This is a genomic window from Citrobacter tructae (assembly GCF_004684345.1).
Taxonomy (GTDB): Bacteria; Pseudomonadota; Gammaproteobacteria; order Enterobacterales; family Enterobacteriaceae; genus Citrobacter; species Citrobacter tructae.
On sequence record NZ_CP038469.1, the window covers coordinates 2,577,952 to 2,603,478 of the forward strand.

Below are 25,527 nucleotides of genomic sequence, written 5' to 3' on the forward strand. Positions count from 1 at the left end.
CAGTTCATGCGATGCAAAAGGCATCGCCACAATTACGCCCGGACAGCCCGGCTCACTGCATTTGCAACCCACTCTGTAGAGTCCGGTATGGATGCAGCGCGAGCACGTTCTGCCATGGTTAATAAGGTTTCTCGCGACCACCCGGAAAGGGTGCTGGCGACGGCATCCACAGTAAACTGCGGCTGCTCGAAAATTTTGGCGGCACCCGCTTTTTCAAGCGGCAACGCATTCCAGTACTGCTGTCTATCTTTGTGCTGGAACGGCACGAAAATCGCTGGCAGGCCTGCTGCAGCGATCTCGCTCACCGTCAACGCGCCAGATCGACAAACGACGACATCCGCCCACGCGTAGGCTGCAGCCATATCATCGATAAATTCAGTGACCTTATGCTGCGGTTGACCGGCCTCAATGTAAGCCTGCTCTACGGCCTGCTGTGCGCCCTTACCGCTCTGATGCCAGATAGTCACCGCGTCGCCAAGCTTTGCGGCAACCTGCGGCAGCGTCTGGTTCAGCACGCGCGCGCCCTGTGATCCCCCGACAACCAACACGCGAACCGGACCTTCGCGTCCTGCCAGACGCTCTTCAGGTAGCGGCAGCGCCAACACATCGGTACGTACCGGGTTGCCCACCACTTCTGCATCCGGGAAGGCACCAGGAAAGGCTTGCATCACCGTCGTGGCAATCTTTGCCAGCCATTTGTTGGTCAGTCCTGCGATACCGTTCTGCTCGTGCAGCACGACCGGAATGCCTAACGACCAGGCGGCCAGACCACCGGGCCCCGAGACATAACCGCCCATCCCCAGCACCACATCAGGTTTAAACTGCTTCATTATGGCGCGGGCCTGACGCCAGGCATTAAAAATACGCACGGGCGCGGCAAGCAGCGCATTGACGCCTTTGCCACGCAGACCGGAGATGCGAATAAAGTCAATGTCAATGCCGTGCTTCGGCACTAAGTCCGCTTCCATACGATCCGCGGTGCCCAGCCAACGAACCTGCCAGCCTTGGGCCATTAAATGGTGTGCGACCGCCAGTCCCGGAAACACATGTCCGCCGGTACCGCCTGCCATCACCATTAACCGCTTCGGTTGACCACTCATCGTGCACCTCGTGTAAACGCCTGGGCTTTTTCCAGACGCGTTTCATAATCAATTCGTAACAAAAACATGATGGCCGTCGACATGATCAACAAGCTCGAACCACCATAACTGATCAGCGGCAGCGTCAGACCTTTCGTTGGCAACATACCTGCCGCCGCGCCGACGTTAACCAGCGCCTGAAAACTAAACCAAATCCCGATTGAGCAGGCTAAAAAACCTGAAAAACGGTGGTCAATTTCCAGCGCTTTCCGGCCAATCGACATCGCGCGAAAAGCGACGAAGAATACCATTAAAAGTGCCAGTACCACACCGATATAACCCAGTTCTTCCCCAATAATGGCGAAGATAAAGTCGGTGTGCGCTTCCGGCAAATACTCCAGTTTTTGTACCGAATTCCCCAGTCCCTGGCCCCAAACCTCACCGCGACCGAAGGCCATCAGGGATTGTGTCAACTGGTAGCCGCTGCCAAACGGATCTTCCCAGGGGTTCCAGAAAGAGGTTACGCGGCGAATACGATACGGCTCGGCAAGGATCAGCAGCACCACCGCTGAGATCCCCATGCCGATGATGGCGATGAACTGCCACAATTTCGCCCCAGCGAGAAACAGCATCGCCAGCGTGGTAACAAACAGCACCACCACCGTTCCGAGGTCAGGCTGCGCCAGCAGTAACACCGCCAGCACCAGGATCACGCCCATCGGTTTTAAGAAACCGCGCAAGTTGTTACGCACCTCATCCACTTTACGTACCAGGTAGTTGGCGAGATAACAGAACAGCGACAGCTTGGTAAATTCCGCAGGCTGAATACGCAGAGGTCCCAGCGCAATCCAGCGCGATGCCCCGTTAACCGAGCTACCGACCACCAGTACGATCAGCAACATGATGATCGAGGCGATCAGCATCGTGGTGCTGTACTTTTGCCAGAACTCCATCGGCAGACGCAGCGTAACCATCGCCAGACAGAACGCCAGGAAGATATACAGCGCATCACGTTTGGCAAACAGGAACGGATCGCCAGCCAGACGCTGCCCAACGGGCATTGACGCCGATGTCACCATCACAAAACCAATAGCCGCCAGACCAAACGTCAGCCACAGCAGCATGCGGTCGTACATGATCAGGCTGTCTGCGTCTTTATCGCGCGACGCCATCACCCAGCCTTTAAGCGCCGCGAAGATCCACGCCAGGACACCCAATCCCGGTAAGCGCGGCAGTCTCAGACGAGGGAGAGATAAACGCATCAACCCAACTCCTTCGCCAGGCGGGTAAAGACATCGCCACGTTGCTCAAAGTTCTTGAACTGATCGAGGCTGGCGCAGGCTGGCGACAGCAACACCATATCACCCGGTTTAATGCGCGGAGCGAGCAGGCGCATGGCCTGCTCCATGGTTTCAGTTCGCTCAGCAACCTCTGGTCGCAGAGCAGCCAGCTGTGCGCCATCGCGACCAAAGCAGTACAGACGAATACGATCGCCAACCAGGTAGCGGTTTAGCGGGGTGAAATCTGCAGACTTCCCGTCACCACCCAACAGCAGGTGCAACGTGCCATCAACGTGCAAGCCATTCAGCGCCGCTTCGGTGCTGCCGACGTTGGTCGCTTTCGAGTCATTGATCCAACGAACGCCGTTATGTTCCAGCACCACCTGGAAGCGATGCGCCAGGCCGGTAAAGGTGGTCAGCGCTTTCAGGCTCGACGCCCGCGGCAGACCCGCAGCATCCGCCAACGCCAGCGCCGCCAGGGCGTTGGTATAGTTATGCTGACCGGAAAGCGTCATCTCTTTCACATTCAGCACTTTTTCACCTTTCACCCGCAGCCAGGTTTCGCCCTGTTGGCGGTTCAGGTGATAGTCACCCATATTGACGCCAAAGCTCACGCAGCGTTCATCAGCCCCGCGAATCGGCATGGTCAGCGCATCATCGGCGTTGACGACACACACTTTCGCGTTCTCGTAGACACGCAGTTTCGCCGCACGGTACTGCTGCAAACCAAACGGATACCTGTCCATATGATCTTCGGTGACATTCAAAATGGTGGCAGCCACGGCCTGTAAGCTTGACGTGGTCTCCAACTGGAAGCTGGAAAGTTCCAGAACGTAGAGCTCACGCTCTGCGTCCAGCAGCATCAGCGCAGGCAAACCAATGTTTCCGCCGACACCAACATTCACCCCTGCCGCTTTTGCCATTTCACCAACCAGCGTAGTAACGGTGCTTTTACCGTTAGAACCGGTAATTGCCACAATCGGCGCCTGTGCTTCGCGGCAGAACAGCTCGATGTCGCCAACAATTTCAATACCCGCATCAGCGGCGGCGCTCAACGAAGGGTGGGCCAGGGCAATACCTGGGCTGGCGACGATGAGATCGGCAGCCAGCAGCCAGTCATCATTCAGGCTTCCAACATGATGCTCAACCGCTTCCGGTAATTTATCCAGGCCCGGCGGCGTCGCGCGGGTATCCATCACGCGCGGCGTCACGCCACGCGCGAGGAAGAAATCCACACAGGACAGTCCGGTCAAACCCAGACCGATAATGACGACTTTTTTACCCTGGTAATCAGCCATGATTAACGTACCTTCAGCGTTGCCAGGCCAATCAGCACCAGCATCAGCGAAATAATCCAGAAGCGCACGATCACACGCGGCTCCGGCCAGCCTTTCAGTTCATAGTGGTGGTGAATCGGCGCCATACGGAAGATGCGTTGACCGCGCAGCTTGAAGGAGCCCACCTGCAGAATGACCGACAGCGTTTCCACGACAAATACGCCGCCCATGATCACCAACAGGAACTCCTGGCGCAGCAGCACGGCAATAATGCCCAGTGCGCCACCCAGTGCCAACGAGCCGACGTCGCCCATAAAGACCTGTGCTGGATAGGTGTTAAACCACAGGAAACCTAATCCCGCGCCGACAATTGCCGTACAGACGATCACCAGTTCGCCGGCATGGCGTAAATAGGGAATATGCAGATAGCTGGCGAAGTTCATGTTACCGGTTGCCCACGCCACCAGCGCAAAACCCGCAGCCACGAACACGGTTGGCATAATCGCCAGACCATCAAGGCCATCGGTCAGGTTGACCGCATTGCCGGTACCAACAATAACGAAGTAGGCCAGCAGAATATAGAACAGACCCAACTGTGGCATGACGTCTTTAAAGAACGGCACCACAAGCTGCGTCGCTGGCGTATCTTTGCCCACCAGATACAGCGCGAACGCCACGCCTAACGCAATCACTGACATCCAGAAGTATTTCCAACGGGCGATCAGTCCTTTGGTGTCTTTACGCACGACTTTGCGGTAGTCATCGACAAAACCGATAATGCCGTAACCCACCAGCACCACCAGCACGCACCAGACGTACGGGTTAGAAGGATAGGCCCACAGCAGAACGGAAATCACAATCGCGGTCAGGATCATAATGCCGCCCATGGTCGGCGTACCGCGTTTACTGAAGTGCGACTCCGGGCCATCGTTACGCACAACCTGTCCAAATGACATTTTTTGCAAGCGGGCAATCATGCGCGGGCCCATCCACAACGAGATGAACAACGCGGTCAGCAGGCTGACGATGGCGCGAAACGTCAGATAGGAAAAGACGTTAAAGCCGGAATAATATTTGACCAAATGTTCGGCCAGCCAAACTAACATGTCCCATTCTCCTGTAATGCGCGTACTACCTCTTCCATGGCGGCACTACGTGAACCCTTCACTAAAATCGTCATAACCTGATGCTCTGCAATCATTGCCTTAAGATGTGCGACCAGCGCGGGTTTATCCGCAAAATGTTCACCAACACCGCTGGCATCACTTATTGCCTGGCTCAGTTTCCCTGTACTCAATACGCGGTCAATACCCGCCGCCTTCGCAGCAGTACCCACCTGTACGTGACAGGCTTCACTTTCCGCGCCAAGCTCTGCCATATCCCCCACCACCAGCACCCGGTAACCCGGCATTTCGGAAAGTACCTGTACCGCAGCGGTCATCGAACCGACGTTGGCGTTATAGGAGTCATCCAGCAGCAGTTGATTTTCTGCAAGCTGGATCGGGAACAGACGTCCCGGCACCGCTTGCAAATCTTTCAACCCGGCTTTAATTGCTTCATGCGTCGCACCAACCGCCATAGAGAGCGCGGTTGCAGCCAGGGCATTGGCAATATTGTGACGACCCGGTAACGGCAACAGGACATCGATGCTGCCCGTAGGGGTTTGCAGCGTAAATTCAGTGCCGTGAGAAGTGACATGAATATTGGTGGCAGAAAAGTCGCTGTTGGCAGCATTCGGCGAGAAACGCCAGACTTTGCGATCGCCAATAATGCTCTGCCAGTTCAGCCAATCGTTGTTATCGGCATTCAGAATGGCGATACCGTTTTCCGTCAGGCCGGTAAAAATCTCACCTTTTGCCTTCGCAACGCCTGCCAGAGAGCCGAAACCTTCCAGGTGTGCGGCCGCAAGGTTATTTACCAGCGCCGCTTCCGGACGCGTCAACCCGACGGTCCAGGCAATCTCGCCCTGATGATTGGCGCCAAGCTCAATCACCGCATAGTCATAATCGTTGTTCAGTCGCAGCAGCGTCATCGGTACACCGATGTCGTTGTTCAGATTGCCAGCTGTGTATAGGGTATTCCCGCACTGGCTGAGAATCGCGGCGGTCATCTCTTTGACGGACGTTTTACCGGATGAGCCGGTCAGCGCCACGACGCGGGCCGGAACCTGGGCGCGAACCCACGCCGCCAGTTCGCCAAACGCCAGGCGTGTGTCTCTAACAATCACCTGCGGCAGGGAGATGTCCAGCGGACGGCTGACCAACAATGCGCCAGCCCCGCTCTCTTTCGCCCTATCGACAAAGTCGTGTGCATCAAAGCGTTCGCCTTTCAACGCCACAAACAGGCAGCCCGGCGTCACTTTACGCGTATCGGTAGTGACCGCATCGAGGGTGAGATCGCCCCCTTTCAGTTCGCCACCGAGGATCTCTGCCAACTGGCTGAGCGTTACGCAAATCATGCGATCACCCCCAGCAGGCGAGCGGCCGTCACGCGGTCAGAATAGTCAAGGCGATGCGCGCCGACGATCTGGTAATCTTCGTGGCCTTTACCGGCCACCAGCACGACGTCATTTTCTTTCGCCTGCATAATGGCGTTGGTGACCGCTTCAGCGCGACCTTCCATCACCTTCGCGTGCCCAGCATCCAGCATACCTGCCAGAATGTCGTTAATAATGGCGCGCGGCTCTTCGGTGCGTGGGTTGTCATCGGTGACCACCACAATATCGGCGAACTCTTCGGCGATGGCGCCCATCAGTGGACGCTTGCCTTTGTCGCGATCGCCCCCGCAGCCAAAGACGCACCACAGCTTACCAGTGCAGTGCAGGCGTGCCGCCTGCAGCGCTTTCTCCAGCGCATCCGGCGTGTGGGCATAATCCACCACCACCGTCGTTTTACCCGGCGCGCTGAACACTTCCATACGCCCGCAAACCGGCTGCAGACGTGCCGCCGTTTTCAGTAATTCCGCTAACGGATACCCCAGCGCCAACAGCGTTGCCAGCGCCAGCAGCAGATTGCTGACGTTGAATGCGCCCATCAGGCGGCTTTCAATTTCACCGTCGCCCCAGGACGAGGTAAAGCGGATCGTCGCACCGCTGTCGTGATAGTTAACATCAACCGCTTTCAGCCAACGACCGTGGCAATTCGGGTTGATATGGTCTTCCATCGAAACGGCAACCGCATCCGGTAATTTTGCCAGCCAGCGACGACCCACTTCATCATCCGCATTGACGATGGCCTGACCGCAATGGTGCGTGGAGTACAGCAACCACTTCGCGGCTTCGTAATGTTCCATATCACCGTGATAGTCGAGATGGTCACGGCTTAAGTTGGTAAATACCGACGCGGCAAACTTCAGGGCCGCTACGCGATGCTGAACCAGACCGTGGGATGAAACTTCCATCGCGCCTAACGTGGCGCCCTGCTCAACCAGTCCCGCCAGCACATGCTGAACATCAACGGCTGAACCGGTCGTATTTTCGGTTGGAATCACTTTGCCCAGCAGACCATTGCCTACTGTCCCCATCACGGCGCTGGTTTCGCCAAGCAGTTGGCCCCACTGCGCCAGCAGTTGGGTGGTTGTGGTTTTTCCGTTGGTGCCGGTTACCCCCACCAGACACATATTTTCAGAGGGCTCGTGGTAAAAGCGGCCCGCCAGTGCAGATAAACGTTCGTTAAGCTGGCTCAGATAGATAACCGGTACACCGTGCATTTCACGGATTTCGCCGTCGGTTGCCTCATCTTTTGCCTCTGCAATAATGGCAGCCACACCTTGCGCTATCGCCTGCGGGATATATCGACGCCCGTCCGCCTGATGACCTATCACTGCCACAAAGAGATCGCCCGATGCAGCCACACGGCTGTCGAGCGTCATCTCCCGCAGTGCTCGCTCCGGTGCACCCGACACCCATGGAGCAAGAAGGTCGCGCAAATTACGATCTGCCACCTGTCGCCTCGCCTTGATTATTCACAAATTCACTTTTATCGCCCGTTGCCAGCGCATCCGGCTCGATGTTCATGGTGCGCAGTACACCGCCCATGATTGCACCGAAGACCGGCGCGGAAACGGCGCCACCGTAATATTTACCCGCCTGCGGGTCGTTGATAACAACCACCAGCGCGAAGCGCGGCTGACTCGCAGGCGCAACGCCTGCGGTATAAGCAATGTATTTGTTGATGTAGCGACCATCTGGCCCTACTTTTTTCGCCGTACCGGTTTTAATGGCGATGCGATAGCCTTTAATCGCCGCCTTCACGCCGCCGCCGCCGGGCAGCGCCACGCTTTCCATCATGTGTACCACGGTGCGTACGGTAGATTCCGGGAAGATTCGCTCGCCCGGAACTGGAGGATCAACTTTGGTAATCGACAGCGGGCGATAAACGCCATAGCTGCCGATCGTTGCGTAGACTCGCGCTAACTGTAACGGGGTTACCATTAGCCCATAGCCGAAAGAGAAGGTGGCCCTCTCTATGTCAGACCACCGTTGTTTTTGAGGATATAAGCCACTGCGTTCTCCGACCAACCCCAAATTGGTCGCTTTTCCCAGCCCAAAACGTGAGTAAGTATCTACTAACGCTGAGGACGGCATCGCTAACGCCAGCTTGGAAACACCGACGTTACTCGACTTCTGTAGTACCCCGGTCAGGGTCAATTCGCTATAACGAGCCACATCTTTGATTTCGTGACCATTAATTCGATAGGGAATGGTGTTCAGCACGGTATTTTCACGCACCACGCCGCGCTGCAGTGCCGTCATCACCACCATCGGTTTGACGGTAGAACCCGGTTCAAACACGTCGGTGATGGTACGGTTACGCATGACATCTTTTTGCGTACCGGAGAGATTGTTTGGGTTGTAAGACGGGCTGTTAGCCATCGCCAGCACTTCGCCGGTATTCACGTCCACCAGCACGGCACTGCCTGATTCCGCTTTGTTAAACGCGACGGCATTGTTCAGTTCGCGATAGACCAGCGCCTGCAAGCGCTCATCAATACTCAGCGCGAGGTTGTGTGCTGCTTGACTGTCCGTTGACGAGATATCCTCAATAACGCGGCCATAGCGGTCTTTACGCACCACTCGCTCACCTGGCTGGCCGGTGAGCCACTTATCGAAACTCTTCTCAACGCCTTCAATCCCCTGGCTGTCGACGTTGGTAAAACCGATGAGGTGAGCGGTCACTTCCCCGGAAGGATAGTAACGGCGGGATTCTTCACGCAGATGAATCCCCGGTAGCTTCAGTTTTTTGATGTAGTCGGCCATGTCAGGATTGACCTGACGTGCGAGGTAGATAAAACGCCCTTTCGGGTTGGCATTGATTCGGGAAGCCAGTTGGTCGAGCGGGAGGTTCAACGCGGTCGACAGCGCTCTCCAGCGTTCGCCGACGCTCACGCCGCCAGCATCATGCACTTCTTTCGGATCCGCCCAGATGGCCTTCACCGGCACGCTCACCGCCAGAGGACGACCAGAACGGTCGGTAATCATACCGCGAGACGTGGAGACTTCCTGGACACGCAGGGAACGCATATCGCCCTGACGCACCAGCATGTCAGGCGCGATAATTTGCAACCAGGCAACACGCCCCAGCAAGAAGCACAGCGCCAGCAAAATACAGCCGCACAGTAACGCAAAACGCCAACTGATAAAGTTGGCTTGTTCTTCCTGACGTTTTGGTTTGTGCGTCTTTGCCGCTGCTTTCATGCGTCGCGTTTATCCTTATTTTTGTACTACGATATTTTCTTGTGAGGGATCCACATGCTGCATTTGCAGTTTTTCCGTTGCGATCCGTTCAACTCGGCTATGGTCGCCGAGGGCGTTCTCTTCAAGGATCAGGTTGCGCCATTCAATATCCAGCGCATCGCGTTCCAGAACTAACTGTTCGCGCTGTGCGGTCAGTAACCGCGTATGGTGCGCAGTCGTCACGACGGTGACCGCCGTCAAAATAATGCAAATGAACAGGCAGAGTGGCAGCTTCCCGAACCGCAAAAGATCGTCACCGATCACGCCAGGCAAGGCATGGCGCTCGTTGCTTCCTATTGATCCTTTAACTTTGCTGAGGGCTTCTGTCACTCTGCTGATCATGCGTTCGTCCTCTCTGCAATACGCAGAACTGAACTACGGGCACGAGGATTTTCTGCTACCTCTTCTTCTCCCGGCATCAACTTGCCTAATGCTCTCAACTCACGGCCGCCCAGCTTTTTGATCTGCGCTTCGGTCATCGGGATCCCCGCTGGAACCTGAGCACCGCGACTTTGTTCACGCATAAAGCGCTTCACAATACGGTCTTCAAGCGAGTGGAAACTGATGACGGAAAGGCGACCGCCTGGGGCCAGCACGCTGAGTGAGCTTTTTAGCGCCTGCTCTATCTCCTCCAGTTCACTGTTCACCCAAATGCGCACCGCCTGGAAGGTACGGGTCGCGGGATGTTTGAATTTGTCTTTTACCGGCATAGCCGCCGCAATGACTTCCGCCAGTTCTTTGGTACGGGTCATCGGTTCAACGCGGTTACGCTCGACAATGGCTCGCGCAATGCGTTTGCCAAAGCGTTCTTCGCCAAAGGTTTTAATCACCCAGGCAATATCCGCTTCATCTGCAGTTTGCAGCCACTCGGCGGCTGACTGACCGCGCGTTGGGTCCATGCGCATGTCCAGCGGACCATCACGCATAAACGAAAATCCGCGTTCCGCATCGTCAAGCTGCGGAGAAGACACGCCAAGATCGAGGAGAATCCCATCAATCTTGCCGGTAAGTCCACGCTCGCTCACGTACTCAGCCAGCGCAGAGAAAGGTCCATGAATAATGGAGAAGCGAGGATCGTTAATAGTCTGAGCAACGGCAATAGCCTGCGGATCGCGATCGATAGCCAGCAAACGCCCCTCTTCGCCAAGCTGCGAGAGAATCAGACGTGAATGACCACCGCGACCAAATGTGCCGTCAATGTATATGCCGTCCGGACGAATATTCAGTCCGTTTACGGCCTCATCCAGCAACACCGTTGTATGTTTAAAATTTTCCATCATCTTATAGAGACAAATCCTGCAATCGTTCCGACAGCGCGCCGGTAACAGACTGCTCAGCGTCGATATCTTCCTTGACCCGTTGATACCAGGTCGTTTCATCCCACAGCTCAAATTTGTTGAACTGCCCAACCAGCATCACTTCTTTCGTCAAACCTGCATGTTGCCGTAGAACAGGTGCTATCAGTAATCGACCCGCGCTATCCATCTGACATTCGCTGGCATGCCCCAACAGCAAGCGCTGTACGCGGCGCTCAACCGGATTCATGCTGGACAGACGAGATAGCTTCTGCTCGATAATTTCCCATTCAGGCAGGGGGTAAAGCAGCAGGCATGGGTGATGGATGTCAATGGTGCAAACCATTTGACCGGTAGCACTCTCGAGCAGTTGATCCCGATAACGGGTAGGCACAGATAAGCGCCCTTTACTGTCGAGATTAACTAACGTCGCTCCCCGGAACATGCCAGTCTCACCCCCGATTACCACTTTGCCCCACAAAATCCCACTAATAAGGAGTTTACGGAGCGGAGGAAAACCTTGTCAAGCAAGTCACGGCGCTTAGCGGAGCAAAAAACCCAATGTTTACGGCTAATATCAGCGTTGAACAAATTCCGTACAGCAAGCGAAGCAAATTAAAGTCATGAATATTTGTAAGAAAAAAATCCAACAACTCATCATTGTTTAAAACAACTCAATATCATCTCAAAAAAATATAAAGTGTCAGTTTGCGACGCGAGCGGCATTTTAAGACAATATGCAGTGAGATAACAGTACCAGTTAATCGGTCTGTACGCCTTGTACGACAAAGGCAGACGAGAAAAATCTGTAATACAGAAGGAAAGTGTTTGTTAATTCGGCAATTCCACACAAGCATGTAACAAAATAATACAACCGTAACGCGCCGTTACGTATCAATAACGCAAAAATTGATAGCACGATTTTAAATCGAGATATTTAAGAAATAAATTTCAGACAATTCTAAAGAATATTCTTAAATATAATGAGGTTATTTCTGAGAATTGAATAAATGACCGCGCCAGAAGGTTATCTTCTTCCGGCGCGCACAGCAGAGCGACTTAGCTGCGGCTGAGAATACCGCGATGATACAGATTACGTCGGATGCGCGTTAATCCTGGTTTTGGCTTACGCGGCTCATCCAGACTTGCCAACACGATTTCCAATACACGTTCTGCGACATCACGATGACGCTGCGCCACCGCCAGCACCGGACACTGCAGGAAGTCGAGCAGTTCATGGTCGCCAAAAGTCGCAATGGCAAGATCGGACGGTAACTGCCCGTCGCGACGTAATGTCACATCCATCACACCCTGTAGCAGAGCAAACGAGGTGGTAAACAACGCCTGCGGCATCGGGTGCGTTTCCAGCCATTTATCAAACAGCTGTGCGGCAGCTTCCCGCTCATAGCTGTTGGCATAGAGGAAATTCACTTCACGCGGATCGTCCTTCCACGCGGTACGAAAACCCTGTTCGCGCAGGAAACTGACGGATAATTCCGGCAGCGCGCCAAGATAAAGCACGGTTTCAGCCGGGAACTTACGTAATTCCTCGGCCAGCATTTCTGCATCGTCCTGATCGGCCCCGACAACGCTTGTGAAATGTTCACGATCCAACGCGCGGTCTAACGCCACAATCGGAAATGAGCTGTTGGCCCAACGCTGGTAGAACGGATGCTCCGGCGGCAAAGAGGTCGACACGATGATGGCATCAACCTGGCGTTGTAAAAGATGCTCAATACAGCGCATTTCGTTATCTGGCTGATCCTCAGAACAGGCAATCAGCAACTGATAGCCACGCTGACGCGCCTGGCGCTCCAGGTAGTTGGCTATCCGGGTATAACTTGTGTTCTCAAGGTCCGGGATCACCAGCCCGATAGATCGTGTGCGTCCAGCACGCAGCCCGGCAGCCACAGCATTTGGGTGATAATTATGCTCGCGCACCACCGCCATGACTTTTTCAACCGTTTTGTCGCTTACGCGATATTGCTTTGCTTTGCCATTGATAACATAGCTTGCAGTCGTTCGCGAAACGCCGGCCAACCGAGCGATTTCATCCAGTTTCACAATTGCCCCTTGCGTAAAATGTACAAACCATAACCTTTGAGATGGCATGGGTTAAATTTATTAACATCTAAGCGCAGAATAATGACTGCGGCAACCGCTTTTGTCTCTGGTTACTGCTGATTTCGCAAAAAAAGGCCCAACCGGTAGCATTGGGCTTGCGAATTAATAACAGGGCCATCATTAGCGCATGATTTTATCGCCACGGGAGAGCCCCACTACGCCAGAGCGCGCAACTTCGACGATTTTGGCAACTTCACGCAATGTCGCCAGGAAAGCATCCAGCTTATCGCTGGTACCCGCCAACTGTACGGTATAAATGGACGGCGTGACGTCGATGATTTGCCCGCGGAAAATCTCCGTATTGCGCATCACTTCTTCACGGCCATAACCGCTGGCCTGAATTTTCACCAGCATGATTTCTCGTTCAACGTGAGCGCCCTGCCCCAACTCACTTACGCGCAGGACGTCCACCAGTTTGTGCAGTTGCTTTTCGATCTGCTCCAGGACTTTCTCATCCCCAACAGTCTGAATCGTCATCCGTGATAGGGTTGGATCGTCCGTTGGTGCAACGGTCAGGCTTTCAATGTTGTAGCCACGCTGAGCGAAGAGACCAATCACACGTGACAATGCGCCCGACTCGTTTTCCAGCAATACTGATAATATCCGGCGCATAATCAGGTCCTCTCCGTTTTGCTTAACCACATTTCATCCATGCCGCCCCCACGAATCTGCATCGGGTAGACATGCTCACTGCCATCAACGGTTACATCGACAAACACCAGACGATGGTTACGCACGTGCTCCAGCGCCTCACCCAGTTTGCTTTCGAGTTCATCCGGATGGTTTATCTGGATCCCGATATGGCCATAAGCCTCAGCAAGACGAACAAAGTCGGGCAGCGACTGCATATAAGACTGCGAGTGACGCCCGGAGTAAATCATGTCCTGCCACTGTTTAACCATACCGAGGTAGCGATTGTTAAGATTGAGTACCAGCACCGGCAGCTCGTATTGCAGCGCTGTCGACAGCTCCTGAATATTCATCTGAATACTGCCATCGCCGGTAACGCACACCACTGTTTCATCCGGCAGCGCCATCTTCACGCCTAACGCCGCAGGTAAGCCAAATCCCATGGTGCCGAGACCACCGGAGTTAATCCAGCGGCGCGGTTTATCAAACGGGTAATACAGCGCGGCAAACATTTGATGCTGACCAACGTCCGAGGTCACATACGCATCCCCTTTCGTGAGACGCCAGATCGTTTCAATGACGGCCTGCGGTTTAATGCTCTCACTTTGCGTGTCATAATTCAGGCACTGGCGAGCACGCCATTGCTCAATCTGTTGCCACCAGTCGCGGTTATCATCGAGCGGCTGCTGCGATTTCTCCTGCGGTAGCAGTTCCAGCATCTGATCAAGCACCAGGCGGGCGTCGCCAACAATCGGGATATCCGCCGTGACGGTTTTTGAAATTGAAGTCGGATCGATGTCTATATGCAGCACGGTCGCATTTGGGCAATATTTTGCCAGATTATTAGTTGTGCGATCGTCAAAGCGGACGCCAACGGCAAAAATCACATCGGAATGATGCATCGTCATATTGGCTTCATAGGTGCCATGCATTCCCAGCATGCCCAATGCCTGACGATGTGTAGCCGGAAATGCGCCCAATCCCATCAACGATGAAACAACCGGCAGGTTAAGGGCATCAGCAATCTGCCCCAGTTGCTCATGACAGCCCGCATTGACAGCACCGCCGCCAACATACACCACCGGTTTTTTAGCGGCGACCAGCGTTTGCAGTGCACGCTTTATTTGCCCCTTGTGTCCGGTCGTCGTCGGATTATAGGAGCGCATGCTCACTGAGTCCGGCCAGCTATAGGGCAGTTTCTTCGCCGGATTCAGTATGTCCTTCGGCAAATCCACCACCACCGGGCCAGGACGGCCGCTTGCCGCCAGCCAGAACGCTTTTTTCAGTACCTGAGGAATATCTTCCGTTTGCTTAACGAGGAAGCTGTGCTTCACCACCGGACGGGATATACCGACCATGTCGCACTCCTGAAAGGCGTCATAGCCAATCAGCGACGTCGCGACCTGCCCGGAGAGGATCACCAATGGAATGGAATCCATATACGCCGTGGCAATCCCGGTGATCGCATTGGTTGCGCCCGGCCCAGAAGTCACCAGCACAACGCCGACATCCCCCGTGGCGCGCGCCAAACCATCAGCCATATGTACTGCAGCTTGTTCATGACGGACCAGCACATGATCAATACCCCCGACCGTATGCAGCGCATCATAAATATCGAGGACAGCGCCCCCAGGATAACCAAATACCTGCTTCACACCCTGATCGATGAGCGATCGCACGACCATCTCGGCTCCAGACAACATCTCCATGGCTTGCCTCCACTCTTATAATGACTAACGGTTTAACAACACATTAACCGCTGAGGATGACGCATGGCAATTGACAGCGAAGGGCCAGTATTCGCGTGAATAAGAATAAAAAGGAGGAAAGCGGCGAATAAATGGAGATTTAAACCAGCTTCAGCAAATGAAATGATAAATAATCTCTTAAAAATGAGGACTTACAGCGATTACTCTATTTTTTACAATTCTGGATTAACGTAAAAAAACAAATTCAGCACAAAATTTCAGATAAAAAGATAAAAGCAGAATAAACCAGACGTATCGCCCGATTTATTCTGCCAAATGCTACTGCTTACAGACGGAGACTAACAATTCTTCCATCCACTGATGGCCTTTATCTCTGCCCGCAGCTTCATGCCAGGAAAGATAGCATGTGCGGCTATTCAATTTTAAAGGTAAAGGTAATATTTGCAGATCTAACTGTTCAGAGAATTCTTCCGCTAACCAACGTGGCGCGATAGACACCAAGTGCGTTTGCGAAACAATATTCAACACGCTAATTAGTGCCATTCCTTGATAAGCGACACAAGATTGTTTATCCATAGTGTCATACCAAGGTTGGCTGAATGATGCAAAGCGATCGAGAGAGACTACTGCATGCTGTTCATTATAGACATCATTTTCCAGCAATGGACCGCTAATACGTGGATGCTTTCTGCTCGCCACTAACACCATCTCGTCGTTGAATAAGGGAATACTGGTGAATTCAGGGCGACGGAACTCTTCATAGCTAATAACAAACTCAGTTTCCTGATAGCGTAATTGATGTTCGGTATTTTGATTAAGCGAAGATTTAAATACGACATTAATGTTTGGCGCAACTTGCTCAACCCGATTATAAATCAAGGACGTCAGAATATTATCCAATGGGCTACATACACAGAGGTTGAATACGCGTTCGCTGCTGGCAGGTTCAAACCCCGACCCAGGCAGTTCATTCTGTACCAATTGTAATGCCTGGCGCACGGCGCCAAAGAGCTGGAATGCCCTTGCTGTCGGCTGGATCCCGCGACCATAACGAACAAAGAGTTCATCATTGAACATGATTTTCAGGCGAGCCACAGCATTACTGACTGCGGGTTGCGACATCCCCAGAGTATGCGCAGCACGTGTAATATTTTGTTCCTGCATCACCGCGTCAAAGACGGTTAATAAATTAAGATCAACCATACGAAGCTGCGGCTTCCCCATCTCGATAGAGATAGGTTTATCTATTATTTTCACTTCTGGCATATTTAACTCCACTGTCACTCTAAACTCCCTTTTCCCAAACGGAGTGAAGAAATAACCTCCGTTAATATGATTTACCATGTATATGAAATAAGAAAAAGGAAAAACATTAAAATTAGGAAAACATAAAGGTACAAACCTAAATGAGCAAAAGAGCAATGCGAGCACAGTGTGGCGGATGTCACTGCACGATGATTCATACGTTTAAATTTCACGAACAATATAACCATAAGCATGGCGAATACACAATCATACGAATGATGAATATATATTTAAGAATTAATTAAATGTTTATATTATTAATACATTAAAAGTTAACATTAATTTATCAATCACGGGTGAGTTCGCCTCCCACACCCATTCATGGTTACTATAAAAACAGATAAATCATAAAGATAAAAAACGTTTCTCTGCCCCACGTCCTCAGCATGCAGTTACAATAGTTGCAAACAAACATGCTCAAATATGTCAAAACATGAAAAGTATGTACGGCCATGCACTGATTTATTTTCTACAACCCTAAAAATTCAGCACAATTCGCTTAGATTACGAAGGGTATTTTCTTCTGAATGCGGATGTTTATCGGGGGCGGGGTTGACATCAGCTTTCATATCCAGTACCACTAAAAGCATATCGCATTCGCCTGGAGCTAGATTGATGACTTACATTGCTCGTTTTAACGGTCTACTACTACTAAACGCATCTTCGTTGCGCGGTAGACTGGTGAACGACATTTAGTATTAAGTCAGCTCCAGTTAAGACAAAAAACCCGCGCCGCTGCGCGGGTTTTTTTATGCTCGAAGCAAGGCGCCAATAAAGACAAAGGACCTAAACCATGAGCCAGCAAGTCATTATTTTCGATACCACCTTACGCGACGGTGAGCAGGCGTTACAGGCAAGCCTGAGTGTGAAAGAAAAACTGCAGATTGCTCTGGCTCTCGAGCGTATGGGCGTTGACGTGATGGAAGTCGGTTTCCCCGTTTCTTCCCCTGGTGATTTTGAGTCGGTACAGACCATTGCCCGGCAGGTCAAAAACAGCCGCGTTTGCGCATTAGCCCGCTGTGTAGAAAAAGATATCGACGTGGCGGCAGAGTCCCTGAAGGTGGCTGAAGCTTTCCGTATTCACACGTTTATCGCTACCTCGCCGATGCATATCGCCACCAAATTGCGCAGTACGCTGGATGAGGTTATTGAGCGCGCTGTCTATATGGTTAAGCGTGCGCGTAATTACACTGATGACGTGGAATTCTCATGCGAAGATGCCGGACGTACCCCTATCGCAGACCTGGCTCGCGTGGTAGAAGCGGCGATTAATGCCGGCGCCAAAACGATCAATATCCCCGATACCGTCGGGTACACCATGCCCTTCGAGTTTGGCGCAATCATTTCAGGTCTGTATGAACGCGTCCCGAATATCGACAAAGCGATCATTTCAGTGCACACCCACGACGATTTAGGTTTGGGCGTCGGTAACGCGCTGGCGGCGGTTCATGCCGGTGCGCGTCAGGTCGAAGGGGCGATGAACGGGATCGGTGAACGCGCCGGTAACTGTTCGCTGGAAGAAGTCATCATGGCGATCAAAGTGCGCAAAGATATCCTGAATGTACAGACCCGCATCAATCACCAGGAAATCTGGCGCACCAGCCAGTTAGTCAGCCAAATCTGCAATATGCCAATCCCGGCCAACAAAGCGATTGTCGGTAGCGGTGCCTTTGCTCACTCCTCCGGTATTCATCAGGACGGCGTGCTGAAAAACCGTGAAAACTACGAAATCATGACCCCTGAGTCCATCGGCTTGAACCAGGTGCAGTTGAACCTGACTTCCCGTTCTGGACGTGCTGCGGTCAAACACCGTATGGATGAGATGGGCTATAAAGAGAGTGAATACAGCCTGGATAACCTGTACGACGCTTTCCTGAAGCTGGCGGATAAGAAAGGCCAGGTATTTGATTACGACCTGGAAGCGCTGGCCTTCATTAATAAACAGCAAGAAGAACCCGAACATTTCCGTCTGGATTACTTCAGCGTGCAGTCTGGTTCAAATGATATAGCCACCGCCTCCGTCAAGCTGGCCTGCGGCGAAGAAATCAAAGCCGAAGCCGCCAACGGTAACGGTCCGGTCGATGCAATCTACCAGGCCATCAACCGTATTACCGACTACAACGTCGAGCTGGTGAAATACAGTCTGACCGCAAAAGGCCACGGTAAAGATGCGCTGGGCCAAGTGGATATCGTCGCCAACTTTAATGGCCGTCGTTTCCACGGCGTAGGTCTGGCAACGGATATCGTCGAATCCTCCGCCAAAGCAATGGTGCATGTGCTGAACAATATCTGGCGTGCCGAAGAAGTCGAAAAAGAATTGCAACGCAAAGCTCAAAACAACGAGAACAATAAGGAAACCGTGTGATGTCGAAGAATTATCATGTTGCTGTTTTGCCGGGTGACGGTATTGGCCCGGAAGTGATGGCGCAGGCCCTGAAAGTACTGGACGCAATTCGTACCCGTTTCGCTATGCGCATTACCACCAGCCACTATGACGTGGGCGGAATCGCCATCGACAACCACGGACAACCGCTGCCGCCTGCAACGGTTGAAGGTTGTGAACAGGCCGATGCGATTTTGTTTGGCTCCGTGGGCGGCCCGAAATGGGAAAATTTGCCGCCAAACCAGCAACCTGAACGTGGTGCACTGCTTCCATTACGTAAGCACTTCAAATTATTCAGCAACCTGCGTCCGGCTAAGCTGTATCAGGGACTGGAAGCATTTTGCCCTCTGCGTGCCGATATTGCCGCCAACGGTTTCGACATCCTGTGCGTGCGCGAACTGACGGGCGGTATCTATTTCGGTCAGCCAAAAGGCCGCGAAGGTAGCGGCCAACATGAAAAAGCCTTTGATACCGAGGTCTATCATCGTTTCGAGATCGAACGTATTGCACGCATTGCGTTTGAGTCAGCACGCCAACGCCGCTGCAAAGTCACTTCGGTTGATAAAGCAAACGTGCTGCAAACCTCTATTCTGTGGCGCGAAATCGTCAATGAAATTGCCAATGAATACCCGGACGTTGTCCTGACGCATATGTACATCGACAACGCGACCATGCAGTTGATTAAAGATCCGTCTCAGTTTGACGTGCTGCTGTGCTCCAACCTGTTTGGCGACATCCTGTCTGATGAATGCGCGATGATCACCGGCTCCATGGGCATGCTGCCGTCTGCCAGCCTGAATGAGCAGGACTTCGGCCTGTACGAGCCAGCCGGTGGTTCGGCACCGGATATCGCCGGGAAAAACATTGCCAACCCGATTGCCCAAATTTTGTCGCTGGCACTGTTGCTGCGCTACAGCCTGGATGCTAATAACGCTGCCACCGCCATTGAAAGCGCCGTCAACCGCGCATTAGCAGAAGGTATTCGCACCGGTGATTTAGCCCGTGGCGCCGCCGCAGTCAGTACCGATGAGATGGGCGATATCATTGCTCGTTACGTCGCAGAAGGGGTGTAATCATGGCTAAAACGTTATATGAAAAATTGTTCGATGCGCACGTGGTCTTTGAAGCGCAGAACGAAACTCCGCTGCTGTATATCGACCGTCATCTGGTACATGAAGTGACCTCGCCGCAAGCATTTGATGGCCTGCGGGCGCACAAGCGTCCAGTACGCCAGCCGGGTAAAACCTTCGCCACCATGGATCATAACGTCTCGACGCAAACCAAAGACATTAACGCTTCAGGCGAAATGGCGCGTATCCAGATGCAGGAACTGATCAAAAACTGCAATGAGTTCGGCGTCGAACTGTACGATCTGAACCACCCTTTTCAGGGTATCGTCCACGTGATGGGACCCGAACAGGGCGTGACCTTACCGGGTATGACCATCGTCTGCGGTGACTCCCACACCGCCACGCACGGCGCGTTTGGTGCGCTGGCGTTTGGAATAGGGACGTCCGAAGTCGAACACGTGCTGGCTACGCAAACCCTGAAACAGGGGCGCGCAAAAACCATGAAGATCGAAGTCAATGGCACTGCCGCGCCGGGGATTACCGCCAAAGATATCGTGCTGGCGATTATCGGTAAAACCGGTAGCGCAGGCGGTACTGGTCACGTGGTTGAGTTTTGTGGCGACGCCATCCGTGCGCTGAGCATGGAAGGTCGTATGACCCTGTGCAATATGGCGATCGAAATGGGGGCCAAAGCGGGCCTGGTTGCGCCGGATGAAACCACCTTTAACTATGTGCAAGGGCGCTTGCATGCACCAAAAGGTCAGGATTTTTCTGATGCCGTCGCATACTGGAAAACGCTGAAAACCGACGACGATGCGACGTTTGATACCGTCGTTACCCTGCAGGCAGAGGAGATCGCACCGCAGGTCACCTGGGGTACGAACCCCGGTCAGGTGATCTCAGTGAACGATAACATTCCCGATCCGGCATCTTTTTCCGATCCGGTAGAACGCGCGTCGGCGGAAAAAGCGCTGGCCTATATGGGGCTGAAGCCGGGCATTCCGTTGACGGAAGTGGCTATCGATAAAGTGTTTATCGGCTCCTGCACCAACTCCCGTATTGAAGATTTACGCGCCGCCGCTGAAATCGCCAAAGGGCGCAAAGTCGCTCCTGGCGTGCAGGCGCTGGTAGTGCCGGGTTCTGGTCCGGTCAAAGCACAGGCAGAAGCGGAAGGTCTGGATAAGATTTTCATTGAAGCCGGTTTTGAATGGCGTTTACCGGGCTGTTCCATGTGCCTGGCGATGAACAACGATCGTCTGAATCCGGGTGAGCGCTGTGCTTCCACCAGCAACCGTAACTTTGAAGGTCGTCAGGGCCGCGGTGGACGTACGCACTTAGTCAGCCCGGCAATGGCCGCCGCTGCCGCCGTCACCGGCCATTTTGCCGACATTCGCAGCATCAAATAAGGAAACTACCATGGCAGAGAAATTTACCCAGCATATCGGCCTGGTTGTCCCACTGGATGCCGCCAACGTCGATACTGATGCAATTATTCCCAAACAGTTTTTGCAGAAGGTAACGCGCACCGGTTTTGGTGCACACCTGTTTAATGACTGGCGTTTCCTCGACGAAAAGGGTCAGCAGCCTAACCCGGAGTTCGTGCTGAACTTCCCGGAATATAAAGGGGCGTCAATCCTGCTGGCACGAGAAAACTTTGGCTGCGGCTCCTCACGCGAACATGCGCCCTGGGCGCTGACCGATTACGGCTTTAAAGTAGTGATAGCACCAAGCTTCGCCGACATCTTCTACGGCAACAGTTTTAATAACCAACTGCTGCCAGTGAAATTACGCGACGAAGAGGTAGATGAACTGTTCACTCTGGTGCAGGCAAATCCGGGTATTCAGTTCGAAGTGGATCTGGAGGCGCAAGAAGTCAGAGCCGAAGGCAAGACCTACCGCTTTGTTATCGACGCATTTCGCCGTCACTGTATGCTGAACGGTCTCGACAGCATCGGGCTGACGCTGCAGCATGAAGCGGCTATTACCGAGTACGAAGACAAACAGCCAGCATTTATGCGCTGATTTCAGGATGCCGGATGCGCTTCGCGTTTCCGGCTCTCTCGTTAAACATCCTTCACCCGCCCGGTCATCACCAGTGTGACGACAGAAATTCCCGCAATCACCCAGTAGACGGCAAAATGCCCGTAACTTTGCGCCACCGCCCCCTGAATGACCCCTGCCAAAATCACGCCCGTAGAGATACTGTTAGTAAATAATGTGGTGGCCGAACCCGCCCTACCGGGCATCAGATCCTGAAACCACAGCATACCTATTCCGGCAATAATGCCGATGAATACCGCGTTAAACAGTTGCAGAACCAGCAGCGCCGTGTGGCTGTGGAAGAAGATCAACCCAAGGTAAAACATCACGCCTGCCGCCACGGCGACGATCATCATCCGCCGTTTGCCAAAGCGCTTCACGTAGTAGCCCGCCAGAATCATCGCCGGAATTTCCAACCCGGCAGCGGTACCCATCAGTATCCCGGCAAGTTTGTCCGGTAGCCCCAGTTCGAGGCTAATCCACAGCGGCATATCGATAATATACATGGTGTTGCAGGTCCACATCAGCGTGGAGGCAATAAATAACATGCGCACGTTTTTGTCCTGCCAGCCGCCGGTCTGTTCAAGCGGTACATCAACGGGCTGTTCGACCCGCGCCACCGACGGCAGTATCAGCGCGATCAGCACCAGGCTAATAGCAAAAATCCCGGCAGCAATAGAAAACATCATCGTGAAGCCGTAATTTAACGCCAGCATAAAGGCCAGCGGCGGCCCGATCACCCATGCCAGCGAAAGCTGCGCACGCATCACCGAGCTGAACATCACCACTTCGCGCGCCGAGTTATCGGCATACTCACGCGCCAGCGCAAACAACTGCGGCATGGCGGTATTTGCCAGCGAAGCAAGCAGCACACCGCAAGTAATCAGCGTTAAATAGTGGCGGTTAAAGGCAAACAGCAGCGCGTTGCCAATTGCCATCAGACAGCAGAACATGATCAGCTTGCGCCGATCGCCCCGGCTGTCAGAGCGTTTCGCGAGACCAAGACTGACCACGATCCCGGCAATTGCATTGACGGTGTAAAACAGCCCGACCCAAAACGGTTGCGCTCCCACTTCACGGCTCAGAAACAGGCTCAGCGTGGGCGCCTGTAACGCGCCCGCCACGCCCATCATAAAGGCGACCAGCATAAATGCCGCATATACGCCGTTGAGGCGCCGTCCCATGGTCATAATCCAGAGCATATTTATCCCTATAAGCGCGGCGGAAACGAAAAAAGCCAGCAGATAATACCTGCTGGCGCGGCGAATTAAGGCTGTATCCTGCCATTATACCTGGCATCGACGCTGGGTAAAAAACGCATTATCAAGGCGGAGGGCGCAGGGTATAGAAATCTATTCCCAAGCCTGACAACGCGGAGAATGCGTTTTTTACACGCGTCCCGGAGGGCTGGGGCTATTTTTTCACATTGCTGTGTTGCTCACACCTTATTTGGTTCACCAAATTTCACTGTTCGCGCCTTGCCATGTGAAAAAATAACCACCAGCGATGCTCAGGGATAATAGCAGGATACAGCCTGTACCAATACTCAGTCACACATGATGTCTGCAATTCCCAATTCAGAGGTCAGTCTCTCAGCTCCCACTGCATCAGTTCTTCGAGCATCTTTAAGCGCTGCGGCGCGCTCAGGCAAGCCAACCAGGACAATCGTTCTGTCGCGGTAAAGTATTTCAACCAGAACTGACGCATAGATGACCCCTTCGTTGTCTCATCGCTTCATCGGAATCTATTATTGGCTTAATATGGGGATAATAAAATTGCTGAGTTTTGTTCAGGAGTTCCCCTTTTATGTCTTCAGGTCGTTTGCAACAACAGTTCATCCGCCTGTGGCAATGCTGCGACGGTAAAACGCAGGACACCACGCTGAACGAGCTGGCGGAGCTGCTCAGTTGCTCCCGCCGCCATATGCGCACTCTGCTCAATACTATGCAGGAACGCGGCTGGCTAACGTGGGAGGCCGAAGTCGGTCGCGGCAAACGCTCACGTCTGACCTTTCTCTATACCGGGCTAGCGCTCCAGCAGCAGCGAGCAGAAGACCTGCTGGAACAGGATCGCATTGATCAACTGGTGCAACTGGTTGGCGACAAAACGGCCGTACGGCAAATGCTGGTTTCTCATCTGGGCCGCAGTTTTCGTCAGGGCAGGCACATCATGCGCGTCCTCTATTATCGCCCCATGCACAACCTGCTCCCCGGCTCGGCACTGCGCCGTTCCGAAACACACATTGCCCGGCAAATCTTCAGCGCTTTAATCCGTGTAAATGAGGAAAATGGGGAACTGGAAGCCGACATTGCGCATCACTGGCAACAAATTTCCCCTTTGCACTGGCGATTCTTCCTGCGCCCAGGGATCCATTTTCATCATGGCCGCGAACTGGAGATGGAGGATGTCATCACCTCACTGATGCGTATCAACAGCCTGCCGCTGTACTCGCACATTACGCACATCGCCTCTCCCACGGCCTGGACGCTGGACATCCACCTGGCCCAACCGGATCGCTGGTTACCCTGGTTACTCGGGCAAGTGCCCGCCATGATCCTGCCGCGCGAATGGGAAACGCTGAATAATTTTTCCAGCCACCCGATCGGCACCGGCCCGTATGCGGTCACCCGCAATACGAGTAACCAGCTAAAAATTCACGCCTTTGATGATTATTTTGGCTACCGGGCGCTGATCGACGAAGTGAATGTGTGGGTATTACCCGACATCGCCGAGGAGCCTGGCGGCGGATTAACGCTCAAAGGACCTACGGAAGATGAAAAGGCAATCGAAAGCCGTCTGGAAGAAGGTTGCTACTACATGCTGTTTGATTCCCGATCCCAGCGCGGGGCAAATAAGGAGGTGCGCGAATGGATAAGCCGCATTCTCTCACCGACGAATTTAATCTGCCACGCCGATGAACAGTACCAGCGACTGTGGTTTCCCGCCTATGGATTACTGCCTCGCTGGCATCATGCCAAACCCGGTCATGGTGAAAAACCAGCCGGGCTGGAAACGCTGACGATCACCTACTACCGCGATCACATCGAACACCGGATTATCGCGCAGATCATGAAAACGTTGCTGGCGGAGCATCAGGTACAGTTGAATATTCAGGAGATCGACTACGATCAATGGCACGCAGGCGAGACCGTCAGCGATATCTGGCTCAACAGCGCCAACTTTACCTTGCCGCTGGACTTCTCACTGTTCGCACATTTATGCGAAGTCCCGCTGCTACAAAACTGTATTTCTCTGGACTGGGAAAGCGATGCCGCCCGCTGGCGAACCGGCGAAATGAGCCTTGCGGCATGGTGCCAGCAACTGCTTGCCAGTAAAGCGATTGTGCCGCTGATCCATCACTGGTTGATCATTCAAGGGCAGCGCAGTATGCGCGGGCTACGGATGAATACCCTCGGCTGGTTTGATTTTAAATCGGCCTGGTTTGCGCCGCCGGATCCTTAATTGCTGCCGGGCAACAAAATCATTACACTAACGCCGTTCTCAACGGGGTGCTGCGCCGAGTGCGCGGGCTGAGAAAATACCCGTCGAACCTGATCCGGATAATGCCGGCGAAGGGATTTGAGGCTGCAACTCAAGTCCT

The 25,527-nt window shown here is 53.3% G+C and carries 22 protein-coding genes and 1 riboswitch; of the genes, 6 read left to right on the forward strand and 16 right to left on the reverse strand.

What is annotated here, in order from left to right:
- Window positions 1-32: 32 nt before the first annotated feature.
- The 14 genes from murG to leuO form a co-directional block, all read right to left on the reverse strand.
- Window positions 33-1,100, reverse strand: coding sequence for an undecaprenyldiphospho-muramoylpentapeptide beta-N-acetylglucosaminyltransferase (gene murG, locus E4Z61_RS13130; RefSeq protein WP_135323157.1), 1,068 nt, complete (start codon window positions 1,098-1,100; stop codon window positions 33-35).
- On the reverse strand, window positions 1,097-2,341 hold the full coding sequence (ftsW, locus tag E4Z61_RS13135) for a cell division protein FtsW (protein WP_135323158.1): 1,245 nt from the start codon (window positions 2,339-2,341) through the stop codon (window positions 1,097-1,099). The genes murG and ftsW overlap by 4 nt, the downstream gene beginning before the upstream one ends.
- The gene (gene murD, locus E4Z61_RS13140; RefSeq protein ID WP_135323159.1) at window positions 2,341-3,657 is read right to left on the reverse strand and encodes a UDP-N-acetylmuramoyl-L-alanine--D-glutamate ligase; all 1,317 of its coding nucleotides are present in this window, start codon (window positions 3,655-3,657) and stop codon (window positions 2,341-2,343) included. The genes ftsW and murD overlap by 1 nt, the downstream gene beginning before the upstream one ends.
- A gap of 2 nt (window positions 3,658-3,659) precedes the next feature.
- Window positions 3,660-4,742 (reverse strand): phospho-N-acetylmuramoyl-pentapeptide-transferase, encoded by a 1,083-nt coding sequence (mraY, locus tag E4Z61_RS13145; RefSeq protein WP_135323160.1) that lies wholly within the window; start codon window positions 4,740-4,742, stop codon window positions 3,660-3,662.
- On the reverse strand, window positions 4,736-6,094 hold the full coding sequence (murF, locus tag E4Z61_RS13150) for a UDP-N-acetylmuramoyl-tripeptide--D-alanyl-D-alanine ligase (protein WP_135323161.1): 1,359 nt from the start codon (window positions 6,092-6,094) through the stop codon (window positions 4,736-4,738). The genes mraY and murF overlap by 7 nt, the downstream gene beginning before the upstream one ends.
- Window positions 6,091-7,578: a UDP-N-acetylmuramoyl-L-alanyl-D-glutamate--2,6-diaminopimelate ligase gene (gene murE / locus E4Z61_RS13155; RefSeq protein WP_135323162.1), complete on the reverse strand. Its 1,488-nt coding sequence runs from the start codon at window positions 7,576-7,578 to the stop codon at window positions 6,091-6,093. Before murE ends, murF begins: the two co-directional genes overlap by 4 nt.
- Complete coding sequence (gene ftsI / locus E4Z61_RS13160; RefSeq protein WP_135323163.1) at window positions 7,565-9,331, reverse strand: peptidoglycan glycosyltransferase FtsI; 1,767 nt, start codon at window positions 9,329-9,331, stop codon at window positions 7,565-7,567. Before ftsI ends, murE begins: the two co-directional genes overlap by 14 nt.
- Window positions 9,332-9,346: 15 nt before the next feature.
- Window positions 9,347-9,712, reverse strand: a complete 366-nt coding sequence (ftsL, locus tag E4Z61_RS13165; RefSeq protein ID WP_000625651.1) for a cell division protein FtsL — start codon at window positions 9,710-9,712, stop codon at window positions 9,347-9,349.
- Window positions 9,709-10,650: a 16S rRNA (cytosine(1402)-N(4))-methyltransferase RsmH gene (gene rsmH, locus E4Z61_RS13170; protein ID WP_135323164.1), complete on the reverse strand. Its 942-nt coding sequence runs from the start codon at window positions 10,648-10,650 to the stop codon at window positions 9,709-9,711. Before rsmH ends, ftsL begins: the two co-directional genes overlap by 4 nt.
- 1 nt (window position 10,651) lies before the next feature.
- Window positions 10,652-11,110, reverse strand: coding sequence for a division/cell wall cluster transcriptional repressor MraZ (mraZ, locus tag E4Z61_RS13175; protein ID WP_135323165.1), 459 nt, complete (start codon window positions 11,108-11,110; stop codon window positions 10,652-10,654).
- 614 nt (window positions 11,111-11,724) lie between these two features.
- Window positions 11,725-12,729, reverse strand: a complete 1,005-nt coding sequence (gene cra, locus E4Z61_RS13180) for a catabolite repressor/activator (RefSeq protein WP_135323166.1) — start codon at window positions 12,727-12,729, stop codon at window positions 11,725-11,727.
- Window positions 12,730-12,909: 180 nt separating this feature from the next.
- The gene (gene ilvN / locus E4Z61_RS13185) at window positions 12,910-13,401 is read right to left on the reverse strand and encodes an acetolactate synthase small subunit (protein ID WP_135323167.1); all 492 of its coding nucleotides are present in this window, start codon (window positions 13,399-13,401) and stop codon (window positions 12,910-12,912) included.
- Between the two features lie 2 nt (window positions 13,402-13,403).
- Window positions 13,404-15,128: an acetolactate synthase 3 large subunit gene (ilvI, locus tag E4Z61_RS13190; RefSeq protein ID WP_135323168.1), complete on the reverse strand. Its 1,725-nt coding sequence runs from the start codon at window positions 15,126-15,128 to the stop codon at window positions 13,404-13,406.
- A 318-nt stretch (window positions 15,129-15,446) separates the two neighbouring features.
- Complete coding sequence (gene leuO / locus E4Z61_RS13195; RefSeq protein WP_135323169.1) at window positions 15,447-16,394, reverse strand: transcriptional regulator LeuO; 948 nt, start codon at window positions 16,392-16,394, stop codon at window positions 15,447-15,449.
- Between the two features lie 654 nt (window positions 16,395-17,048).
- Here leuO and leuL point away from each other — a divergent pair.
- The 5 genes from leuL (at window position 17,049) to leuD (ending at window position 21,908) form a co-directional block, all read left to right on the forward strand.
- A complete protein-coding gene (leuL, locus tag E4Z61_RS13200) occupies window positions 17,049-17,129 on the forward strand; it encodes a leu operon leader peptide (RefSeq protein WP_135324939.1) in 81 nt (26 codons plus the stop codon).
- A gap of 97 nt (window positions 17,130-17,226) precedes the next feature.
- Window positions 17,227-18,798, forward strand: a complete 1,572-nt coding sequence (leuA, locus tag E4Z61_RS13205) for a 2-isopropylmalate synthase (RefSeq protein ID WP_135323170.1) — start codon at window positions 17,227-17,229, stop codon at window positions 18,796-18,798.
- Window positions 18,798-19,889 carry a 3-isopropylmalate dehydrogenase gene (leuB, locus tag E4Z61_RS13210; RefSeq protein ID WP_135323171.1) on the forward strand — a complete coding sequence of 364 codons (1,092 nt, stop codon included), beginning with the start codon at window positions 18,798-18,800 and terminating at the stop codon, window positions 19,887-19,889. The genes leuA and leuB overlap by 1 nt, the downstream gene beginning before the upstream one ends.
- A 2-nt stretch (window positions 19,890-19,891) precedes the next feature.
- Window positions 19,892-21,292 (forward strand): 3-isopropylmalate dehydratase large subunit, encoded by a 1,401-nt coding sequence (leuC, locus tag E4Z61_RS13215; protein ID WP_135323172.1) that lies wholly within the window; start codon window positions 19,892-19,894, stop codon window positions 21,290-21,292.
- 10 nt (window positions 21,293-21,302) lie between these two features.
- A complete protein-coding gene (gene leuD, locus E4Z61_RS13220) occupies window positions 21,303-21,908 on the forward strand; it encodes a 3-isopropylmalate dehydratase small subunit (RefSeq protein ID WP_135323173.1) in 606 nt (201 codons plus the stop codon).
- Between the two features lie 41 nt (window positions 21,909-21,949).
- Here the strand turns inward: leuD and E4Z61_RS13225 are convergent, their stop codons facing one another.
- The gene (locus E4Z61_RS13225) at window positions 21,950-23,128 is read right to left on the reverse strand and encodes a sugar efflux transporter (RefSeq protein ID WP_135323174.1); all 1,179 of its coding nucleotides are present in this window, start codon (window positions 23,126-23,128) and stop codon (window positions 21,950-21,952) included.
- A 382-nt stretch (window positions 23,129-23,510) separates the two neighbouring features.
- Window positions 23,511-23,633 (reverse strand): glucose uptake inhibitor SgrT, encoded by a 123-nt coding sequence (gene sgrT, locus E4Z61_RS13230; protein ID WP_135323175.1) that lies wholly within the window; start codon window positions 23,631-23,633, stop codon window positions 23,511-23,513.
- Between the two features lie 99 nt (window positions 23,634-23,732).
- On the opposite strand from sgrT, the gene sgrR reads away from it, so the two are divergent.
- A complete protein-coding gene (sgrR, locus tag E4Z61_RS13235) occupies window positions 23,733-25,388 on the forward strand; it encodes an HTH-type transcriptional regulator SgrR (RefSeq protein WP_135323176.1) in 1,656 nt (551 codons plus the stop codon).
- A 33-nt stretch (window positions 25,389-25,421) separates the two neighbouring features.
- A riboswitch (TPP riboswitch) is annotated at window positions 25,422-25,522 on the forward strand.
- Window positions 25,523-25,527: the final 5 nt, after the last annotated feature.

What these genes read in the sequence shown, in the direction of transcription:
- murG (WP_135323157.1), bottom strand. Translation starts at nt 1,100, where the DNA reads ATGAGTGGTCAACCGAAGCGGTTAATGGTGATGGCAGGCGGTACCGGC.
- ftsW (WP_135323158.1), bottom strand. Translation starts at nt 2,341, where the DNA reads ATGCGTTTATCTCTCCCTCGTCTGAGACTGCCGCGCTTACCGGGATTG.
- murD (WP_135323159.1), bottom strand. Translation starts at nt 3,657, where the DNA reads ATGGCTGATTACCAGGGTAAAAAAGTCGTCATTATCGGTCTGGGTTTG.
- mraY (WP_135323160.1), bottom strand. Translation starts at nt 4,742, where the DNA reads ATGTTAGTTTGGCTGGCCGAACATTTGGTCAAATATTATTCCGGCTTT.
- murF (WP_135323161.1), bottom strand. Translation starts at nt 6,094, where the DNA reads ATGATTTGCGTAACGCTCAGCCAGTTGGCAGAGATCCTCGGTGGCGAA.
- ftsI (WP_135323163.1), bottom strand. Translation starts at nt 9,331, where the DNA reads ATGAAAGCAGCGGCAAAGACGCACAAACCAAAACGTCAGGAAGAACAA.
- ftsL (WP_000625651.1), bottom strand. Translation starts at nt 9,712, where the DNA reads ATGATCAGCAGAGTGACAGAAGCCCTCAGCAAAGTTAAAGGATCAATA.
- rsmH (WP_135323164.1), bottom strand. Translation starts at nt 10,650, where the DNA reads ATGATGGAAAATTTTAAACATACAACGGTGTTGCTGGATGAGGCCGTA.
- mraZ (WP_135323165.1), bottom strand. Translation starts at nt 11,110, where the DNA reads ATGTTCCGGGGAGCGACGTTAGTTAATCTCGACAGTAAAGGGCGCTTA.
- ilvN (WP_135323167.1), bottom strand. Translation starts at nt 13,401, where the DNA reads ATGCGCCGGATATTATCAGTATTGCTGGAAAACGAGTCGGGCGCATTG.
- ilvI (WP_135323168.1), bottom strand. Translation starts at nt 15,128, where the DNA reads ATGGAGATGTTGTCTGGAGCCGAGATGGTCGTGCGATCGCTCATCGAT.
- leuO (WP_135323169.1), bottom strand. Translation starts at nt 16,394, where the DNA reads ATGCCAGAAGTGAAAATAATAGATAAACCTATCTCTATCGAGATGGGG.
- leuL (WP_135324939.1), top strand. Translation starts at nt 17,049, where the DNA reads ATGACTTACATTGCTCGTTTTAACGGTCTACTACTACTAAACGCATCT.
- leuA (WP_135323170.1), top strand. Translation starts at nt 17,227, where the DNA reads ATGAGCCAGCAAGTCATTATTTTCGATACCACCTTACGCGACGGTGAG.
- leuB (WP_135323171.1), top strand. Translation starts at nt 18,798, where the DNA reads ATGTCGAAGAATTATCATGTTGCTGTTTTGCCGGGTGACGGTATTGGC.
- leuC (WP_135323172.1), top strand. Translation starts at nt 19,892, where the DNA reads ATGGCTAAAACGTTATATGAAAAATTGTTCGATGCGCACGTGGTCTTT.
- leuD (WP_135323173.1), top strand. Translation starts at nt 21,303, where the DNA reads ATGGCAGAGAAATTTACCCAGCATATCGGCCTGGTTGTCCCACTGGAT.
- E4Z61_RS13225 (WP_135323174.1), bottom strand. Translation starts at nt 23,128, where the DNA reads ATGCTCTGGATTATGACCATGGGACGGCGCCTCAACGGCGTATATGCG.
- sgrT (WP_135323175.1), bottom strand. Translation starts at nt 23,633, where the DNA reads ATGCGTCAGTTCTGGTTGAAATACTTTACCGCGACAGAACGATTGTCC.
- sgrR (WP_135323176.1), top strand. Translation starts at nt 23,733, where the DNA reads ATGTCTTCAGGTCGTTTGCAACAACAGTTCATCCGCCTGTGGCAATGC.